This is a genomic window from Streptococcus mitis (assembly GCF_047460035.1).
Taxonomy (GTDB): domain Bacteria; phylum Bacillota; class Bacilli; order Lactobacillales; family Streptococcaceae; genus Streptococcus; species Streptococcus mitis_DW.
The window spans coordinates 66,173-85,436 of sequence record NZ_JASHHB010000003.1; the positions used below are offsets into that span (position 1 = coordinate 66,173).

Genomic DNA, 19,264 nt, shown 5'->3' on the forward strand with positions numbered 1-19,264 from the left:
AAAGGATGGAGGAATCTAATGGTATTACAAAGAAATGAAATAAATGAAAAAGATACATGGGATCTATCAACGATTTACCCAACTGACCAGGCTTGGGAAGAAGCCTTAAAAGATTTAACAGAAAAATTGGAGAAAGTAGTCCAGTATGAAGGTCATCTCTTGGATAGTGCGGATAGCCTACTAGAAATTACTGAATTTTCTCTTGAAATGGAACGCCAGATGGAGAAGCTTTACGTTTATGCTCATATGAAAAATGACCAGGATACACGTGAAGCCAAGTACCAAGAGTACTATGCTAAGGCAATGACTCTCTATAGCCAGCTAGACCAAGTTTTTTCATTCTATGAGCCTGAATTTATGGAAATCAGTGAAGAGCAGTATGCTGACTTTTTAGAAGCTCAGCCAAAATTGCAGGTTTATCAACACTATTTTGACAAGCTTTTGCAAGGCAAGGATCACGTTCTATCACAACGAGAAGAAGAGCTATTGGCTGGAGCTGGAGAAATCTTTGGTTCGGCAAGTGAAACATTTGCTATTTTAGATAATGCAGATATCGTCTTTCCATTTGTTAAAGATGAAGATGGTAACGAAGTACAATTATCACATGGCGTTTATATGCGTTTGATGGAGTCTAAAAACCGTGAGGTTCGTCGTGGTGCCTATCAAGCCCTCTATGCGACTTATGAGCAATTCCAACACACCTATGCCAAAACCTTGCAAACAAATGTTAAGGTTCAAAACTACCGTGCCAAAGTTCGCAACTATAAGAGTGCTCGTCATGCAGCACTAGCAGCGAATTTTGTTCCAGAGAGTGTTTATGACAATTTGGTAGCAGCAGTTCGCAAGCATTTGCCACTCTTGCATCGTTACCTTGAACTTCGTTCAAAAATCTTGGGAATTTCAGACCTCAAGATGTACGATGTCTACACACCACTTTCATCTGTTGAATACAGTTTTACCTACCAAGAAGCCTTGAAAAAAGCAGAAGAAGCCTTGTCAGTCTTGGGTGAGGATTACTTGAGCCGTGTTAAACGTGCCTTCAGCGAGCGTTGGATTGATGTTTATGAAAATCAAGGCAAGCGTTCAGGGGCTTACTCTGGTGGTTCTTACGATACAAATGCCTTTATGCTTCTTAACTGGCAGGACAATCTGGACAATCTCTTTACTCTTGTTCATGAAACAGGTCACAGTATGCATTCAAGCTATACTCGTGAAACGCAACCTTATGTTTACGGAGATTATTCTATCTTCTTGGCTGAGATTGCATCAACTACCAATGAAAATATCTTGACGGAGAAATTATTGGAAGAAGTGGAAGACGACGCAACGCGCTTTGCTATTCTCAATAACTTCCTAGATGGTTTCCGTGGAACAGTTTTCCGCCAAACTCAATTTGCTGAGTTTGAACACGCGATTTACCAAGCAGACCAAAATGGAGAAGTCTTGACAAGCGATTTCTTAAATAAACTCTACGCAGACTTGAACCAAGAGTATTATGGTTTGAGTAAGGAAGACAATCCTGAAATCCAATACGAGTGGGCACGCATTCCACACTTCTACTATAACTACTATGTATACCAATATTCAACAGGCTTTGCAGCAGCCTCAGCCTTGGCTGAAAAGATTGTCCATGGTAGTCAAGAAGACCGTGACCGTTATATCGACTATCTCAAGGCAGGTAAGTCTGACTATCCACTTAATGTCATGAGAAAAGCTGGTGTTGATATGGAGAAGGAAGACTATCTCAACGATGCCTTTGCAGTCTTTGAACGTCGTTTGAATGAGTTTGAAGCCCTTGTTGAAAAATTGGGATTGGCATAAGATGGTTGAATCGTATAGTAAAAATGCCAACCATAACATGCGTCGCCCTGTCGTCAAGGAAGAAATTGTAGACTTGATGCGTCAGCGCCAAAAGCAAGTCACAGAATCTTTGAAAGAATTGGAAGACTTTGCCCGCAAGGAAAATATTCCCATTATTCCCCATGAAACGGTTGCTTATTTCCGTTTTCTCATGGAAACCATGCAGCCTAAAAATATTCTGGAAATTGGGACTGCAATCGGTTTTTCAGCCCTCTTGATGGCGGAACATGCGCCAAAGGCCAAGATTACAACCATTGACCGCAATCCAGAAATGATTGGTTTTGCCAAGGAAAATTTTGCCCAGTTTGACAGTCGCAAGCAAATCACGCTCCTAGAAGGAGATGCGGTAGATATCTTATCTACCTTGACAGAGTCCTATGATTTCGTCTTTATGGATTCAGCCAAGTCTAAATACATCGTCTTTTTGCCAGAAATCCTCAAACATTTGGAAGTTGGTGGTGTGGTTGTCTTGGATGATATTTTCCAAGGTGGTGATGTTGCTAAGGATATTATGGAAGTCCGTCGTGGCCAGCGAACTATTTACAGAGGCCTTCAAAGACTATTTGATGCAACCTTAGACAATCCAGGACTCACTGCAACATTAGTACCTCTGGGTGACGGCATCCTCATGCTTCGTAAAAATGTAGCAGATGTTCAATTGCCTGACAGCGAATGATTTTCAGAAAAATTTAAGAAAATATAGTAAAATAGATAGGGTAACACTTATCTCAAAGGAGAAGACATGAAGAAAAAACTATTGGCAGGTGCCATTACACTATTATCAGTAGCAACTTTAGCAGCTTGTTCGAAAGGTTCAGAAGGGGCAGACCTTATCAGCATGAAAGGAGATGTTATCACAGAACATCAATTTTATGAGCAAGTGAAAAGCAATCCTTCAGCCCAGCAAGTGTTGTTGAACTTGACCATCCAAAAAGTATTTGAGAAGCAATATGGCTCAGAAGTAGATGACAAAGAAGTCAATGATACTATTGCCGAAGAAGAGAAACAATATGGTGAGAACTACCAACGTGTCTTGTCACAGGCAGGAATGACTCTTGAAACACGTAAAGCTCAAATTCGTACAAGTAAATTGGTTGAGTTGGCAGTTAAGAAGGCAGCAGAAGCTGAATTGACAGATGATGCCTATAAGAAAGCATTTGATGAATACACTCCAGATGTAACGGCTCAAATCATCCGTCTGGACAATGAAGACAAAGCTAAAGAAATTCTTGAAAAAGCCAAAGCTAGTGATGCAGACTTTGCTCAATTAGCCAAAGATAATTCAACTGATGAGAAAACCAAAGCGAACGGTGGAGAGATCACCTTTGATTCTGCTTCGACAGAAGTACCAGATCAAGTTAAAAAAGCAGCTTTTGCTTTAGATGTAAATGGTGTTTCTGATGTGATTAGCGTTACTGGAACACAAGCCTACAGCAGTCAATATTACATTGTTAAACTGATTAAGAAAACAGAAAAATCATCTAATATTGACGACTACAAAGAAAAATTAAAAACTGTTATCTTAACTCAAAAACAAAATGACGCTTCATTTGTTCAAAGTGTTATCGGAAAAGAATTGCAAGCAGCCAATATCAAGGTTAAAGACCAGGCCTTCCAAAATATCTTCACTCAATACATCGGTGGTGGAGATTCAAGCTCAAGCAGTTCTTCAAAAGAATAAAACAGAAAAGAGCCAAGTGCTCTTTTTCTTATGAGAAAATCTTCTATCTTAAGGGTAAGAGTTTTTTTCTTTCGGAAAAAATGGTATAATAGCAATCAAAACTAGAAAATAAACGGAATTTGGGAATAATTTCTTTTGTTCTCATTAGATTGGTGATACTATGAAGATTAGTAAGAGGCACCTGTTAAACTATTCTATTCTAGTTCCTTACTTACTTTTATCTATTTTGGGTTTGATTGTAGTCTATTCTACAACCAGTGCCATTCTTATCGAAGAAGGTAAAAGTGCCCTCCAATTGGTTCGAAGTCAGGGAATGTTTTGGATATTTAGTTTAATATTGATTGCCTTGATATATAAGCTGAAACTGAATTTTTTAAGAAAAGAACGACTTTTATTTATTGTTATGTTTGTTGAGTTGATTCTCTTAGCTCTGGCTCGCTTAATTGGTACGCCAGTCAATGGAGCCTATGGTTGGATTTCAGTAGGACCTTTGACCATTCAGCCAGCTGAGTATTTGAAGATTATCATCGTCTGGTACTTGGCCCAACGTTTTTCAAAACAACAGGATGAAATTGGTATTTACGATTTTCAAGTTTTAACTCAAAATCAATGGATTCCTCGAGCTTTTAATGATTGGCGTTTTGTCCTATTGGTAATGATAGGAAGTTTGGCTATTTTTCCAGATTTGGGGAATGCGACGATCCTAGCTCTGGTTGCCTTGATTATGTATACAGTCAGTGGGATTGCTCATCGTTGGTTTATAGCATTTATTGGTGTATTGGTAGGAGTTTCAGCCCTATCCTTATCAGCTATTTCTATGATTGGGGTTGATAAGTTTTCAAAAGTTCCAGTATTTGGTTACGTTGCCAAGCGTTTCAGTGCCTACTTTAATCCCTTTGCTGATTTGGCAGGAGCAGGCCACCAACTTGCAAATTCCTACTTTGCCATGGTAAATGGTGGTTGGTTTGGTCTAGGCTTAGGAAATTCAATCGAAAAACGTGGTTATTTACCAGAGGCCCATACAGATTTTGTATTTTCAATTGTTATTGAAGAGTTTGGATTTGTGGGAGCTAGCTTGATTTTAGCCCTTGTCTTTTTCCTGATTTTGCGGATTATCCTAGTCGGTATTCGTGCTAAGAATCCCTTTAATTCCATGATGGCGATTGGGGTTGGGGGGATGATGTTGGTACAGGTCTTTGTCAATATCGGTGGAATTTCAGGCATTATTCCTTCGACAGGAGTAACCTTCCCCTTCTTATCACAAGGGGGGAACAGTCTCCTAGTCTTGTCTGTAGCCATCGCCTTTGTCTTAAATATTGATGCAAGTGAAAAACGTGCCCAATTATATGAGGAGTTAGAAGCTCACTCATCAAACTATATGTAGAGTTGATAGTGGAAAGGATTACCTATGTCTCTTCAAAAATTAGAAAACTATAGTAATAAAGCTGTCGTGCAAGAAGAAGTATTGATTTTAACAGAATTGTTAGAAGATATCACTAAAAATATGCTTGCACCAGAGACTTTTGAAAAAATCATGCAGTTGAAAGAATTGTCAACTCAAGAAGATTATCAAGGCTTGAACCAATTGGTTACTAGCCTGACAAATGATGAAATGGCTTATATTTCACGCTATTTCTCAATTTTGCCTCTCTTGATTAATATTTCAGAAGACGTGGATTTGGCCTATGAAATCAACCACCAAAATAATATTGATCAAGATTATCTTGGGAAATTATCAGCAACAATCAAAATGGTTGCTGAAAAAGAAAATGCGGTTGAAATTCTTGAACACTTGAATGTTGTACCTGTTTTGACTGCCCATCCAACACAAGTACAACGTAAGAGTATGTTGGATTTGACTAACCATATCCATACCCTCTTGCGTAAGTATCGTGATGTGAAATTAGGCTTGATTAATAAGGAAAAATGGCATAATGATCTCCGTCGTTACATTGAGATTATCATGCAGACAGATATGATTCGTGAAAAGAAATTGAAAGTAACCAATGAAATCACGAATGTTATGGAGTACTACAATAGTTCATTCCTGAAGGCAGTTCCTCATTTGACTGCTGAGTACAAGCGTCTGGCTAAAAAACATGGCTTGGAGTTGAAACATCCTAAACCAATTACCATGGGTATGTGGATTGGTGGAGACCGTGATGGTAATCCATTTGTTACAGCAGATACCTTGAAACAATCTGCTATGACTCAGTGTGAAGTCATCATGAACTACTATGATGAAAAGATTTACCAACTTTATCGTGAGTTCTCTCTCTCAACCAGTATTGTCAATGTCAGTAAGCAAGTCAGAGAAATGGCTCGTCAATCCAAGGATAACTCGATCTACCGTGAAAAAGAGCTGTATCGTCGTGCCTTGTTTGATATTCAATCAAAAATCCAAGCAACAAAAACCTATCTGATTGAAGATAAGGAAGTTGGGGCTCGCTATGAAACAGCCAATGATTTTTATAAGGATTTGATTACCATCCGTGATTCCCTCTTGGAAAACAAGGGTGAGGCACTGATTTCTGGTGATTTTGTTGAGTTGATCCAGGCAGTTGAAATTTTTGGTTTCTATTTGGCATCTATTGACATGCGTCAAGATTCTAGTGTTCATGAAGCCTGTGTAGCTGAACTCTTGAAATCAGCAGGTATTCATTCTCATTATAGCGAACTAAGTGAAGGAGAAAAATGCCAGCTTCTCTTGAAAGAATTAGAAGAAGATCCACGTATTCTTTCTGCTACTCATGTTGAAAAATCAGAGTTACTTGAAAAAGAATTGGCTATTTTTAAGGCTGCTCGTAATTTGAAAGATAAATTAGGTGACGATGTTATTCGTCAGACCATCATTTCACATGCAACCAGCGTATCAGACATGTTGGAATTGGCTATCTTGCTAAAAGAAGTAGGGCTAGTTGATAAAGAAAGAGCTCGCGTCCAAATCGTTCCTCTCTTTGAAACAATTGAGGACTTGGACCACTCAGAAGAAACTATGAGAGAGTACCTTTCTCTTCCTCTTGCCAAGAAATGGATTGCTTCGCGCAATAACTACCAAGAAATCATGCTTGGCTACTCTGATAGTAATAAAGATGGTGGTTATCTTTCATCATGTTGGACCCTCTACAAGGCTCAACAACAATTGACTGCTATTGGAGATGAATTTGGCGTGAAGGTTACCTTCTTCCATGGCCGTGGTGGTACTGTTGGTCGTGGTGGGGGACCAACTTATGAAGCTATCACATCTCAACCACTCAAGTCAATCAAGGATCGTATCCGTTTGACGGAGCAGGGTGAAGTAATTGGCAATAAATACGGTAATAAAGATGCTGCCTACTATAACCTTGAAATGCTAGTATCTGCAGCCATTAACCGTATGATTACTCAGAAGAAGAGTGATACCAATACATCCAATCGATATGAAGCCATTATGGATCAAGTGGTGGACCGTAGTTACGATATCTACCGTGATTTAGTCTTTGGTAATGACCATTTCTATGATTATTTCTTTGAGTCAAGTCCAATCAAGGCTATTTCAAGCTTTAATATTGGTTCTCGTCCAGCCGCTCGTAAGACGATCACTGAAATCGGTGGTTTACGTGCTATCCCTTGGGTATTCTCATGGTCGCAAAGTCGTGTCATGTTCCCTGGCTGGTATGGAGTTGGTTCAAGCTTCAAAGAATTTATTGATAAAAATCCAGAGAATATCGCTATCCTACGAGATATGTACCAAAATTGGCCTTTCTTCCAGTCACTTCTTTCAAATGTTGATATGGTCTTGTCAAAATCAAATATGAATATTGCTTTTGAATATGCCAAACTTTGTGAAGATGATCAAGTAAAAGCAATTTATGAGACTATTCTAAATGAATGGCAAGTTACCAAGGAAGTTATCTTGGCTATCGAAGGCTACGATGAACTCTTGGCTGAAAATCCATATCTAAAAGCAAGTTTGGATTACCGTATGCCTTACTTTAATATTCTCAACTATATCCAGTTGGAGTTGATTAAACGTCAACGTCGTGGAGAATTATCAAGCGATCAAGAAAAATTAATCCATACAACCATCAACGGAATTGCGACAGGATTGCGTAATTCAGGCTGATACCTATCAAGCTTCCTCTTTTCCATAGGGGAAGTTTTTGAATATTTCAAAAAAATTCTCAAAGAGTCTTGACAAGTAGTTGAAAAATGATATAATTTAACCATTCAGAAAAGTAGTCATACAAACTTTTTAGAGAGTCTGTGGTAGCTGAAAACAGATAAGTGATGATGATGAAAATTGGGCTGAATGTTATTTAGAATTTGAAATCATAAAAATTCGGTGAGCACACCTTACAGTGCATCTCGTTGTTGCGAGACAGAGTGATAGGGAAATTTCCTATAATTGAGGTGGTACCGCGCATCGACGTCCTCACACAAGTTTTTTGTGTGAGGACTTTTTTGATGGAGGTTAGTATGGAAAGAAAACGATGGCGTCGCTTGTTCAGATAAGTGAAGTAGTTTAAAGGAATTAAAAAGGAGAAATAGAATGAAAAATAAACGTTTAATTGGAATTATCGCTGCATTAGCAGTCTTAGTAGCAGGAAGCTTGATTTACTCTTCAATGAATAAACCAGAAGCTAAGAACGAAAAGAAAGTTGCCAAAGTTGGTGTCCTTCAGTTTGTGAGCCATCCATCTCTTGACTTGATTTATAAAGGGATTCAAGATGGACTGGCAGAAGAAGGCTATAAAGATGATCAGTTGAAAATTGACTTTATGAACTCAGAAGGTGACCAAAGTAAGGTTGCAACAATGAGTAAACAATTGGTTGCAAATGGCAATGACTTGGTTGTTGGTATTGCAACACCAGCTGCTCAAGGTTTGGCTAGTGCCACAAAAGATCTACCTGTTATCATGGCTGCTATTACAGACCCAATCGGTGCCAACTTGGTTAAAGATTTGAAAAAACCAGGTGGCAACATTACAGGGGTATCTGACCACAACCCAGCTCAACAACAAGTTGAGCTCATCAAGGCTTTGACACCAAATGTGAAAACAATCGGTGCTCTTTACTCAAGTAGTGAAGACAATTCAAAAACACAGGTAGAAGAATTTAAAGCTTATGCTGAAAAAGCAGGTTTGACAGTGGAAACATTTGCGGTTCCTTCAACAAACGAAATTGCTTCAACAGTTAACGTCATGACTAGCAAGGTCGATGCTATCTGGGTTCCAATTGATAACACTATTGCTTCAGCCTTCTCTACTGTTGTATCAAGCAACCAATCATCTAAAAAACCAATCTACCCAAGTGCAACTGCCATGGTAGAAGCAGGTGGTTTGGCATCAGTTGTAGTTGACCAACATGATCTTGGTGTGGCAACTGGTAAAATGATTGCGCAAGTTTTGAAGGGTGCAAAACCAGCTGATACACCAGTCAATGTCTTTTCAACTGGTAAGTCAGTAATCAACAAAAAATTGGCACAAGAACTAGGTATTACTATTCCTGAATCTGTTCTAAAAGAAGCAGGACAAGTAATTGAATAATCTAGAATGGAGGAGTTGGGGACATCTCCTCCAATTTTTTACAATAGAAATCATATAGAAAAGGTTAAGAAACAAATGATATTATCTATTATTTCTCAAGGATTTGTCTGGGCTATTCTAGGTCTGGGAATCTTTATGACATTTAGGATTTTAAACTTTCCAGATATGACGACAGAAGGTTCCTTCCCTCTTGGGGGAGCTGTTGCTGTCACTTTGATAACCAAAGGTGTAAATCCCTTTTTAGCAACACTTGTTGCTGTTGCAGCAGGTTGTTTGGCTGGAATGGCAGCAGGCCTTCTTTATACAAAAGGGAAGATCCCAACCTTGCTCTCAGGGATTTTGGTGATGACTTCCTGTCACTCTATCATGCTCTTGATTATGGGACGTGCAAATTTAGGATTGCTTGGAACCAAGCAAATCCAGGATGTTTTGCCTTTTGATTCAGATTTGAACCAACTCTTGACAGGTCTCATCTTTGTCAGTCTTGTTATTGCTCTCATGCTCTTTTTCTTGGATACCAAACTCGGACAAGCCTATATTGCTACAGGTGACAATCCTGATATGGCTAGAAGTTTCGGGATTCATACTGGACGCATGGAGCTCATGGGCTTGGTCTTATCAAATGGTGTGATTGCCCTTGCAGGGGCTCTTATTGCCCAGCAAGAAGGGTATGCCGATGTATCTCGAGGAATCGGGGTGATCGTTGTGGGGCTTGCAAGTTTGATTATTGGAGAAGTTATCTTCAAGAGTTTGAGCTTGGCAGAACGTCTGGTTACCATCGTTGTAGGTTCTATCGCTTATCAATTCTTAGTGTGGGCAGTTATCGCTCTTGGCTTTAATACAAGTTACCTTCGTTTGTACAGTGCCGTGATTTTAGCAGTCTGCCTCATGATTCCAACATTTAAGCAAACAATCTTGAAAGGAGCCAAATTAAGCAAATGACAGCAATTGTAGAATTAAAAAATGCAACCAAAGTCGTTAAAAATGGCTTTGATGAAGAAAAGATTATTTTAAATGATGTTTCCTTAGAAATTTTTGAACAGGATTTCATCACGATTTTAGGTGGAAATGGAGCTGGTAAATCAACTCTCTTTAACACTATTGCAGGAACCTTATCCTTAACCAGTGGAACCATCCGTATTTTAGGTGAAGATGTTACCAAGTTTTCACCAGAGAAGCGGGCTAAGTATCTGTCTCGAGTCTTCCAAGATCCCAAGATGGGAACAGCTCCTCGTATGACAGTGGCTGAAAATCTTTTGATTGCCAAGTTTCGTGGTGAAAAACGTGGACTCTTTCCAAGACGTCTGGCTAGCTATAAGGATGAGTTTCAGACGACTATTGAAAAAGTAGGAAACGGTCTTGAGAAACATTTGAATACACCTATTGAGTTCTTATCTGGTGGACAAAGACAGGCTTTGAGTCTCTTGATGGCAACCTTGAAGCGTCCTGAATTACTCTTGTTAGACGAGCATACTGCAGCCCTTGATCCAAAGACCAGTGTGGCCTTGATGGAATTGACGGATGAATTTGTGAAGAAAGATCAGTTGACAGCACTTATGATTACCCACCATATGGAAGATGCTCTCAAATATGGCAATCGTTTGATTGTCATGAAAGAAGGAAGAATTATCCAAGATTTGAACCAAGAAGAAAAAGCAAAAATGAAAATCTCTGATTATTATCAACTCTTTGAATAAAGTAGGGAAAATGAGTGAAATGGTTTACTTTTTTTCTGAAATAAAGTATACTATATAAAGTAAACTATGATAACATGGAGGTATTGTGTATGGTTGACAAACAAGTCATTGAAGAAATCAAAAACAATGCCAACATTGTGGAAGTCATAGGAGATGTGATTTCTTTACAAAAGGCAGGACGGAACTATCTAGGGCTCTGTCCTTTTCATGGTGAAAAAACACCTTCTTTCAACGTTGTTGAGGACAAGCAGTTTTATCACTGTTTTGGTTGTGGTCGCTCTGGAGATGTCTTTAAGTTCATCGAGGAGTACCAAGGGGTTCCCTTTATGGAGGCTGTCCAAATTTTAGGTCAGCGTGTTGGGATAGAGGTGGAAAAACCGCTTTATAGTGAGCAGAAGCCAGCCTCGCCTCACCAAGCTCTTTATGATATGCACGAAGATGCTGCCAAATTTTATCATGCTATTCTCATGACAACGACCATGGGGGAAGAGGCCAGAAATTACCTCTATCAGCGTGGTTTGACAGATGAAGTGCTCAAGCATTTTCGGATTGGTTTAGCACCTCCAGAACGAAACTATCTCTATCAACGTTTGTCTGATCAGTATCGTGAAGAGGATTTCCTAGATTCAGGACTGTTTTATCTCTCGGATGCCAATCAATTTGTAGACACCTTTCACAATCGCATTATGTTTCCCCTGACCAATGATCAGGGAAAGGTCATTGCCTTCTCAGGTCGTATCTGGCAGAAAACGGATTCACAAACTTCTAAGTATAAAAATAGCCGATCGACTGCAATTTTTAACAAAAGTTACGAATTATATCATATGGATAGGGCAAAAAAATCTTCTGGTAAAGCCAGTGAGATTTACCTCATGGAAGGGTTCATGGATGTCATTGCAGCCTATCGGGCTGGAATCGAAAATGCTGTGGCGTCTATGGGTACGGCCTTGAGTCGTGAGCATGTTGAGCATCTGAAAAGGTTAACCAAGAAGTTGGTTCTGGTTTACGATGGCGATAAGGCTGGGCAAGCTGCGACATTGAAAGCATTGGATGAAATCGGCGATATGCCTGTGCAGATCGTTAGCATGCCTGATAACTTGGATCCAGATGAGTACCTACAAAAAAATGGTCCAGAAGACTTGGCCTATCTATTAACGAAAACTCGTATTAGTCCGATTGAGTTTTACATTCACCAGTACAAGCCTGACAATAGTGAAAATCTACAGGCTCAGATTGAGTTTATTGAAAAAATAGCTCCCTTGATTGTTCAAGAAAAGTCTATCACTGCTCAAAACAGTTATATTCATATTTTAGCTGATAGTCTGGCGTCTTTTGATTATGCCCAGATTGAGCAGATTGTGAATGAGAGTCGTCAGGAACAAAGGCAGAATCGTCTGGAAGGAATTTCCAGACCGACGCCAATCACCATGCCTGTCACCAAGCAGTTATCGGCTATTATGAGGGCAGAAGCCCATCTACTTTATCGAATGATGGAATCTCCTCTTGTTTTGAACGATTACCGTTTGCGAGAAGATTTTGCATTTGACACTACTGAATTTCAGGTTTTATATGACTTGCTTGGTCAGTATGGAAATCTTCCTCCAGAAGTTCTAGCAGAACAGACAGAGGAAGTTGAAAGGGCTTGGTACCAAGTCTTAGCTCAGGATTTACCTGCTGAGATGTCTCCGCAGGAACTAAGTGAAGTAGAAATGACTCGAAATAAGGCTCTCTTGAATCAGGACAATATGAGAATCAAAAAGAAGGTGCAGGAAGCTAGCCATGTAGGAGATACCGACACAGCCCTAGAAGAATTGGAACGTTTAATTTCCCAAAAGAGAAGAATGGAGTAATAATGGCAACAAAACAAAAAGAAGTAACAACATTTGACGTACAAGTAGCAGAATTTATCCGTAATCATAAACAAAAAGGGACAGCAACTGATGATGAAATCAATGCTAGTCTGGTGATTCCTTTTACCTTAGATGCTGATGGGATTGAAGATCTCTTGCAACGAATTCAGGATGCAGGGATTTCTATCACAGATAACGAAGGAAATCCGAGTGCGCGTGTTCTTAGTGCAGAAGAAGAGCCAGAACTCAGTGACGAGGACTTGATTGGTTCAACTTCGGCTAAGGTCAATGACCCTGTTCGTATGTACTTGAAAGAAATCGGGGTCGTTCCTCTTTTGACCAATGAAGAGGAAAAAGAATTAGCACTGGCTGTTGAAGCTGGTGATATCGAAGCCAAACAACGTCTTGCGGAAGCCAACCTTCGTTTGGTTGTTTCTATTGCCAAACGCTATGTTGGACGCGGTATGCAGTTTCTTGACTTGATTCAAGAAGGGAATATGGGCTTGATGAAGGCAGTTGATAAGTTTGACTATTCTAAAGGATTTAAGTTCTCAACTTACGCAACTTGGTGGATTCGTCAGGCTATCACTCGTGCCATCGCTGATCAAGCTCGTACCATCCGTATCCCAGTTCACATGGTTGAAACCATTAATAAATTGGTTCGTGAACAACGTAATCTCCTTCAAGAATTGGGACAAGATCCAACACCAGAACAAATCGCTGAACGTATGGATATGACCCCTGACAAGGTTCGTGAAATCTTGAAGATTGCCCAAGAACCGGTATCCCTTGAAACTCCAATCGGTGAAGAGGATGATAGCCACCTTGGGGACTTTATCGAAGATGAAGTGATTGAAAATCCAGTGGACTATACAACTCGTATCGTTTTGCGTGAGCAGTTGGATGAGGTCTTGGATACTCTTACAGACCGTGAAGAAAATGTTTTGCGTCTGCGTTTTGGGCTAGATGATGGTAAAATGCGTACCCTTGAAGATGTGGGTAAAGTCTTTAACGTGACTCGCGAGCGTATCCGTCAGATTGAAGCTAAAGCTTTGAGAAAACTACGCCAACCAAGTCGCAGCAAACCGCTTCGTGATTTTATTGAAGACTAAGAGTGAGGATGAATATGGCTTATACAGAAGAGCAAATTGAAAACATCAAAACACGAATTTTATCAGCCTTGGAAGAAGTTATTGACCCTGAGTTGGGAATCGATATTGTCAATCTTGGTTTGATCTATGAAATTCGTTTTGACGGTGACACAGGACAAACAGAGATTGATATGACTTTGACAACCATGGGTTGTCCTCTAGCAGACCTTTTGACAGACCAGATTTATGATGCTATGACAGAGGTTCCAGAAGTAACGGATACTGAGGTCAAATTAGTTTGGTATCCAGCCTGGACTGTTGAAAAAATGAGTCGCTATGCACGTATTGCCCTAGGCATTAAGTAAACAAATAAAAACATGTGAGAGATTATTGGAAAAGCGAGGAAATTTCCCCCTCTTTTCCTCTAGTCTCTCCTTTCTTTTGCTGATTTTATTCAAAGAAAATGATATAATAGTAGTTATGGAAAAAAAGAAATTACGCATCAATATGTTGAGTTCAAGTGAGAAAGTAGCAGGACAAGGAGTTTCAGGTGCTTACCGTGAATTAGTTCGTCTTCTTCACCGTGATGCCAAGGACCAATTGATTGTTACAGAAAATCTTCCAATAGAGGCAGATGTGACTCACTTTCATACAATTGATCTCCCCTATTATTTATCAACATTCCAGAAGAAACGATCAGGAAGGAAAATTGGCTATGTGCATTTCTTACCTGATACACTCGAGGGGAGTTTGAAAATTCCGTTTTTCTTAAAGGGAATTGTGAAACGCTATGTATTTTCTTTTTACAACCGGATGGAGCACTTGGTGGTGGTCAATCCTATGTTTATCGAGGATTTGGTGGCAGCTGGTATTCCACGTGAAAAAGTGACTTATATTCCTAACTTTGTAAACAAGGAAAAATGGCATCCCCTTCCACAAGAAGAGGTAGCGAGACTGCGTACAGAGCTAGGTCTTAGTGACAATCAGTTTATCGTAGTAGGTGCTGGTCAAGTTCAGAAACGCAAAGGGATTGACGATTTTATCCGTCTGGCTGAGGAATTGCCGCAAATTACCTTTATCTGGGCAGGTGGTTTCTCTTTTGGTGGTATGACAGATGGTTATGAACGCTACAAGAAAATCATGGAAAATCCCCCTAAAAATTTGATTTTTCCAGGTATTGTATCGCCAGAGCGGATGCGCGAATTGTATGCCCTAGCGGATCTTTTCTTGCTTCCTAGTTACAATGAACTCTTTCCTATGACTATCCTAGAAGCTGCCAGTTGTGAAGCTCCGATTATGTTGCGTGATTTAGATCTTTATAAGGTAATTTTGGAGGGCAATTATCGGGCGACAGCAGATAGAGAAGAGATGAAAGAAGCTATTCTGGAATATCAAGCGAATCCTGATGCTTTAAAAGATTTGAAAGAAAAAGCTAAGAATATTTCTAGAGAGTATTCTGAAGAGCATCTCTTACAAATCTGGTTGGATTTTTATGAGAAACAAGCCGCTTTAGGGAGAAAGTAAAAAGTGAGGTAATCTATGCGAATTGGTTTATTTACAGATACCTATTTTCCTCAGGTTTCTGGTGTTGCGACCAGTATTCGAACCTTGAAAACAGAACTTGAAAAGCAGGGGCATGCTGTTTTTATCTTTACGACGACAGATAAGGATGTCAATCGCTACGAAGATTGGCAAATCATCCGTATTCCAAGTGTTCCTTTCTTTGCTTTTAAGGATCGCCGCTTTGCCTATCGAGGATTCAGCAAGGCGCTTGAAATTGCTAAACAATATCAACTGGATATTATCCATACTCAGACAGAATTTTCTCTTGGCTTGTTGGGAATTTGGATTGCGCGTGAATTGAAGATTCCAGTCATCCATACCTATCACACCCAATACGAAGACTACGTGCATTATATTGCTAAGGGGATGTTGATTCGTCCTAGTATGGTCAAGTACTTAGTAAGAGGTTTCCTGCATGATGTGGATGGGGTTATTTGCCCGAGTGAGATTGTCCGAGACTTGCTATCTGACTATAAGGTCAAGGTTGAAAAAAGGGTCATTCCAACTGGGATTGAATTAGCCAAGTTTGAGCGTCCAGAAATCAAGCAAGAAAATCTAAAAGAACTGCGTAGTAAATTAGGGATTCAAGAGGACGAACAGATGTTGCTGAGTCTTTCCAGAATTTCTTATGAAAAAAATATTCAAGCAGTATTAGCAGCTTTTGCAGAAGTTCTGAAAGAGGAAGACAAGGTTAAACTGGTAGTTGCCGGGGATGGCCCTTATCTGAATGACCTTAAAGAGCAAGCCCAGAAACTAGAGATTCAAGACTCTGTTGTCTTTACAGGGATGATTGCTCCTAGTGAGACGGCTCTTTACTATAAGGCAGCGGATTTCTTCATCTCAGCATCGACGAGTGAGACGCAGGGTTTGACATACTTGGAAAGCTTGGCCAGTGGAACGCCAGTTATTGCTCACGGAAATCCTTATCTGGACAATCTGATCAATGATAAGATGTTTGGAACATTATACTACGGTGAACATGATTTGGCTGGGGCTATTTTAGAAGCCCTGATTGCAACGCCAGACATGAATGAGCATACCTTATCAGCTAAATTATACGAGATTTCAGCTGAGAACTTTGGAAAACGGGTGCATGAATTTTATCTGGATGCTATTATTTCAAATAATTTCCAGAAAGATTTAGCAAAAGATGATACGGTCAGCCAGCGTATCTTTAAGACAGTTTTGTATTTACCGCAACAGGTGGTTGCTGTGCCTGTAAAAGGCTCTAGACGAATGCTGAGGGCTTCAAAAACACAGTTAATCAGCATCAGAGATTATTGGAGAGACCATGAAGAATAGAAAGAGGAATAGCTATGAAAAAACAATTGATGAGAAGTGGTAGTGATCAAAAAATTGCTGGAGTATGTGCTGGGGTCGCAAATTATTTTGATATGGATCCTACTATTGTTCGTGTAATATGGGGTGTTCTTGCATTTTGTTATGGGGCAGGAATTGTAGCTTATATCATTTTATGGATTATTGCGCCGGTAGCAAGTGACTATTGAAAACTAGCTGAATTCATGCTAAGATAATAGAAAATAGAATGTAACGAAGGAGATAAAAATGGCATTTGGAGATAATGGAAAACGTAAAAAAACTATGTTTGAGAAATTAACCTTGCTTATCGTACTTATCATGTTAGTAGCAAGTATTTTGGGTATTTTTGCAACTGCAATTGGTGCCCTCAGTAATCTATAAAATAGATTCAAGAAAATTTTGTGACTGGGATTTCCCAGCCCTTTTTTAAAGTGAGAAGAAAAAAATGAGTATGTTTTTAGATACAGCCAAGATCAAGGTCAAGGCTGGTAATGGTGGCGATGGTATGGTTGCCTTTCGCCGTGAAAAATATGTCCCTAATGGCGGTCCTTGGGGTGGTGACGGTGGTCGTGGAGGTAATGTAGTCTTCGTTGTAGACGAAGGTCTACGTACTCTCATGGATTTCCGCTATAATCGCCATTTCAAGGCTGATTCTGGTGAGAAAGGAATGACCAAAGGGATGCATGGTCGTGGTGCTGAGGACCTTAGAGTTCGAGTACCACAAGGTACGACTGTGCGTGATGCTGAGACAGGCAAGGTCTTGACAGATTTGATTGAACACGGTCAAGAATTTATCGTTGCCCACGGTGGTCGTGGTGGACGTGGAAATATCCGCTTTGCAACACCAAAAAATCCTGCACCGGAAATCTCTGAAAATGGAGAACCAGGTCAGGAACGTGAGTTACAATTGGAATTAAAAATCTTGGCAGATGTTGGTTTAGTAGGCTTCCCCTCTGTTGGGAAATCAACACTTTTAAGTGTTATCACCTCAGCTAAGCCTAAAATTGGTGCCTACCACTTTACGACAATTGTGCCAAATCTAGGAATGGTTCGTACCCAATCAGGTGAATCCTTTGCAGTAGCTGATCTACCAGGTTTGATTGAAGGAGCTAGTCAGGGAGTCGGTCTGGGAACTCAGTTCCTCCGTCACATCGAGCGTACACGTGTCATCCTTCACATCATTGATATGTCAGCTAGTGAAGGGCGTGATCCATATGAGGATTATCTTGCTATCAATAAAGAGCTAGAGTCATACAATCTCCGTTTGATGGAGCGTCCACAGATTATCGTAGCCAATAAGATGGATATGCCTGAGAGTCAGGAAAATCTTGTAGAATTCAAGAAAAAATTGGCTGAAAACTACGATGAATTTGAAGAGTTACCAGCTATTTTCCCAATTTCTGGATTGACCAAGCAAGGTTTGGCTACGCTTTTGGATGCTACAGCTGAATTGCTAGACAAGACACCAGAATTCTTGCTCTACGACGAGTCAGATATGGAAGAAGAAGCCTACTATGGATTTGATGAGGAAGAAAAAGCCTTTGAAATTAGTCGTGATGACGATGCAACATGGGTACTTTCTGGTGAAAAACTCATGAAACTCTTTAATATGACCAACTTTGATCGTGACGAATCAGTCATGAAATTTGCTCGCCAGCTTCGTGGTATGGGGGTTGATGAAGCCCTTCGTGCGCGTGGTGCTAAAGATGGGGATTTGGTCCGCATTGGTAAATTTGAGTTTGAATTTGTAGACTAGGAGACTGATATGGGAGATAAACCGATATCTTTCCGAGATGCGGATGGTAATTTCGTTTCTGCCGCAGATGTTTGGAATGAAAAGAAATTGGAAGAACTATTTAATCGTCTCAATCCAAATCGTGCCCTGAGATTAGCACGAACTAAAAAAGAAAATCCATCTCAGTAAAGAATATAACAAAATTCCGTGCCACATCAGACACGGAATTTTCTTATTCTTCAAAGAAAAATGGTGGAGCGAATTTTTTCAATTCTTCAAAGCATTTTTGAGCAGCTTCTGCATCTTCGCAGATGACGAGACAGACATCATCGCCACAGAGGCTAGCAATAGCGTCAGGGAAGCTCAAAGCATCAATGATAGAACCAAAGGATTGAGCAAGTCCAGGAAGGGTTTTTAGTAGGACTTGATGTTGAACTGGGCGCATCAAGACAAGAGCATCTTCCATGTAAATTTCTAGGCGTTTTTCCCATTTTGAGATAGAACCTGTATTGAGCACGTAGTAAGAGTTATCCTCTTCGCGGACTTTTGACAGGTTCATATTTTTGATGTCGCGTGAGAGAGTTGCCTGGGTAACTTGAATATCGTTATCAGCAAGAAGGGCTTGCAGCTCAGCCTGTGTATGAATCTTGTTTTTTGCAACAAGAGCGCGTATGAGTTGGTGTCGGTGTTCAGATTTATTCATAAAATGTTACTCCTTGTACTAGGTACAGAAAGCGTGGACTGATCGAAATCGTCAGTCGAGTGGTAAGCGGTATTGTCACGTATGATGATTTTAAAGTCAGTAGTATAAAGAACTATACGGAGGAAATCTCCTTCTTTTAACTTGTCACTAGTTGAGTGTAGATGAATAGGCTATCTTATCCGTTTATCTACATTGGTGTCCTCTACTAACAGTAAATCATTCAATTAGGGTAGCCTT

Annotated in this window: 18 protein-coding genes and 1 other annotated feature; of the genes, 17 read left to right on the forward strand and 1 reads right to left on the reverse strand. The window is 40.0% G+C overall.

The genetic code is table 11. From position 1 onward, the window contains the following. Positions 1 to 18: 18 nt before the first annotated feature. The 17 genes from pepF to QM956_RS03625 all read left to right on the forward strand — a co-directional run bounded on the left by pepF (position 19) and on the right by QM956_RS03625 (position 18,513). On the forward strand, positions 19 to 1,821 hold the full coding sequence (pepF, locus tag QM956_RS03545) for an oligoendopeptidase F (RefSeq protein ID WP_414302232.1): 1,803 nt from the start codon (positions 19 to 21) through the stop codon (positions 1,819 to 1,821). A gap of 1 nt (position 1,822) precedes the next feature. Next, positions 1,823 to 2,536: an O-methyltransferase gene (locus QM956_RS03550; protein ID WP_080890770.1), complete on the forward strand. Its 714-nt coding sequence runs from the start codon at positions 1,823 to 1,825 to the stop codon at positions 2,534 to 2,536. Positions 2,537 to 2,602: 66 nt separating this feature from the next. Further along, the gene (prsA, locus tag QM956_RS03555) at positions 2,603 to 3,541 is read left to right on the forward strand and encodes a peptidylprolyl isomerase PrsA (protein WP_045611489.1); all 939 of its coding nucleotides are present in this window, start codon (positions 2,603 to 2,605) and stop codon (positions 3,539 to 3,541) included. 160 nt (positions 3,542 to 3,701) lie between these two features. Next, the gene (ftsW, locus tag QM956_RS03560; protein WP_000703371.1) at positions 3,702 to 4,925 is read left to right on the forward strand and encodes a cell division peptidoglycan polymerase FtsW; all 1,224 of its coding nucleotides are present in this window, start codon (positions 3,702 to 3,704) and stop codon (positions 4,923 to 4,925) included. A 24-nt stretch (positions 4,926 to 4,949) separates the two neighbouring features. Continuing rightward, the gene (gene ppc / locus QM956_RS03565; protein WP_261020149.1) at positions 4,950 to 7,646 is read left to right on the forward strand and encodes a phosphoenolpyruvate carboxylase; all 2,697 of its coding nucleotides are present in this window, start codon (positions 4,950 to 4,952) and stop codon (positions 7,644 to 7,646) included. 96 nt (positions 7,647 to 7,742) lie between these two features. Further along, positions 7,743 to 7,960, forward strand: a binding site (T-box leader). 112 nt (positions 7,961 to 8,072) lie between these two features. Next, positions 8,073 to 9,068, forward strand: a complete 996-nt coding sequence (gene trpX, locus QM956_RS03570; protein ID WP_414302233.1) for a tryptophan ABC transporter substrate-binding protein — start codon at positions 8,073 to 8,075, stop codon at positions 9,066 to 9,068. 75 nt (positions 9,069 to 9,143) lie between these two features. Beyond that, positions 9,144 to 10,010 carry an ABC transporter permease gene (locus QM956_RS03575; RefSeq protein ID WP_025169771.1) on the forward strand — a complete coding sequence of 289 codons (867 nt, stop codon included), beginning with the start codon at positions 9,144 to 9,146 and terminating at the stop codon, positions 10,008 to 10,010. Next, positions 10,007 to 10,765 (forward strand): ABC transporter ATP-binding protein, encoded by a 759-nt coding sequence (locus QM956_RS03580; RefSeq protein ID WP_261060257.1) that lies wholly within the window; start codon positions 10,007 to 10,009, stop codon positions 10,763 to 10,765. Before QM956_RS03575 ends, QM956_RS03580 begins: the two co-directional genes overlap by 4 nt. An 89-nt stretch (positions 10,766 to 10,854) precedes the next feature. Next, entirely contained in the window at positions 10,855 to 12,615 is a 1,761-nt protein-coding gene (gene dnaG, locus QM956_RS03585) for a DNA primase (RefSeq protein ID WP_414302234.1), read from the forward strand. Positions 12,616 to 12,617: 2 nt separating this feature from the next. Continuing rightward, on the forward strand, positions 12,618 to 13,727 hold the full coding sequence (gene rpoD / locus QM956_RS03590) for an RNA polymerase sigma factor RpoD (RefSeq protein WP_004259586.1): 1,110 nt from the start codon (positions 12,618 to 12,620) through the stop codon (positions 13,725 to 13,727). A 14-nt stretch (positions 13,728 to 13,741) separates the two neighbouring features. Continuing rightward, positions 13,742 to 14,071, forward strand: a complete 330-nt coding sequence (locus QM956_RS03595; RefSeq protein WP_000331925.1) for a metal-sulfur cluster assembly factor — start codon at positions 13,742 to 13,744, stop codon at positions 14,069 to 14,071. Between the two features lie 115 nt (positions 14,072 to 14,186). Continuing rightward, the gene (gene cpoA / locus QM956_RS03600) at positions 14,187 to 15,230 is read left to right on the forward strand and encodes an alpha-galactosylglucosyldiacylglycerol synthase (RefSeq protein ID WP_238095954.1); all 1,044 of its coding nucleotides are present in this window, start codon (positions 14,187 to 14,189) and stop codon (positions 15,228 to 15,230) included. A gap of 15 nt (positions 15,231 to 15,245) precedes the next feature. Continuing rightward, positions 15,246 to 16,571, forward strand: coding sequence for a glycosyltransferase family 4 protein (locus tag QM956_RS03605; RefSeq protein ID WP_212573996.1), 1,326 nt, complete (start codon positions 15,246 to 15,248; stop codon positions 16,569 to 16,571). Between the two features lie 14 nt (positions 16,572 to 16,585). After that, on the forward strand, positions 16,586 to 16,777 hold the full coding sequence (locus QM956_RS03610; protein ID WP_161800596.1) for a PspC domain-containing protein: 192 nt from the start codon (positions 16,586 to 16,588) through the stop codon (positions 16,775 to 16,777). 58 nt (positions 16,778 to 16,835) lie between these two features. Further along, a complete protein-coding gene (locus QM956_RS03615) occupies positions 16,836 to 16,970 on the forward strand; it encodes a DUF4044 domain-containing protein (RefSeq protein WP_000863852.1) in 135 nt (44 codons plus the stop codon). Positions 16,971 to 17,034: 64 nt separating this feature from the next. Beyond that, positions 17,035 to 18,345, forward strand: a complete 1,311-nt coding sequence (obgE, locus tag QM956_RS03620; RefSeq protein WP_000061647.1) for a GTPase ObgE — start codon at positions 17,035 to 17,037, stop codon at positions 18,343 to 18,345. Positions 18,346 to 18,354: 9 nt separating this feature from the next. Beyond that, positions 18,355 to 18,513 (forward strand): hypothetical protein, encoded by a 159-nt coding sequence (locus QM956_RS03625; RefSeq protein WP_001808548.1) that lies wholly within the window; start codon positions 18,355 to 18,357, stop codon positions 18,511 to 18,513. 43 nt (positions 18,514 to 18,556) lie between these two features. Here QM956_RS03625 and QM956_RS03630 read toward each other — a convergent pair whose 3' ends face one another. After that, positions 18,557 to 19,027 (reverse strand): arginine repressor, encoded by a 471-nt coding sequence (locus tag QM956_RS03630; RefSeq protein WP_414302235.1) that lies wholly within the window; start codon positions 19,025 to 19,027, stop codon positions 18,557 to 18,559. Between the last annotated feature and the right edge of the window lie 237 nt (positions 19,028 to 19,264).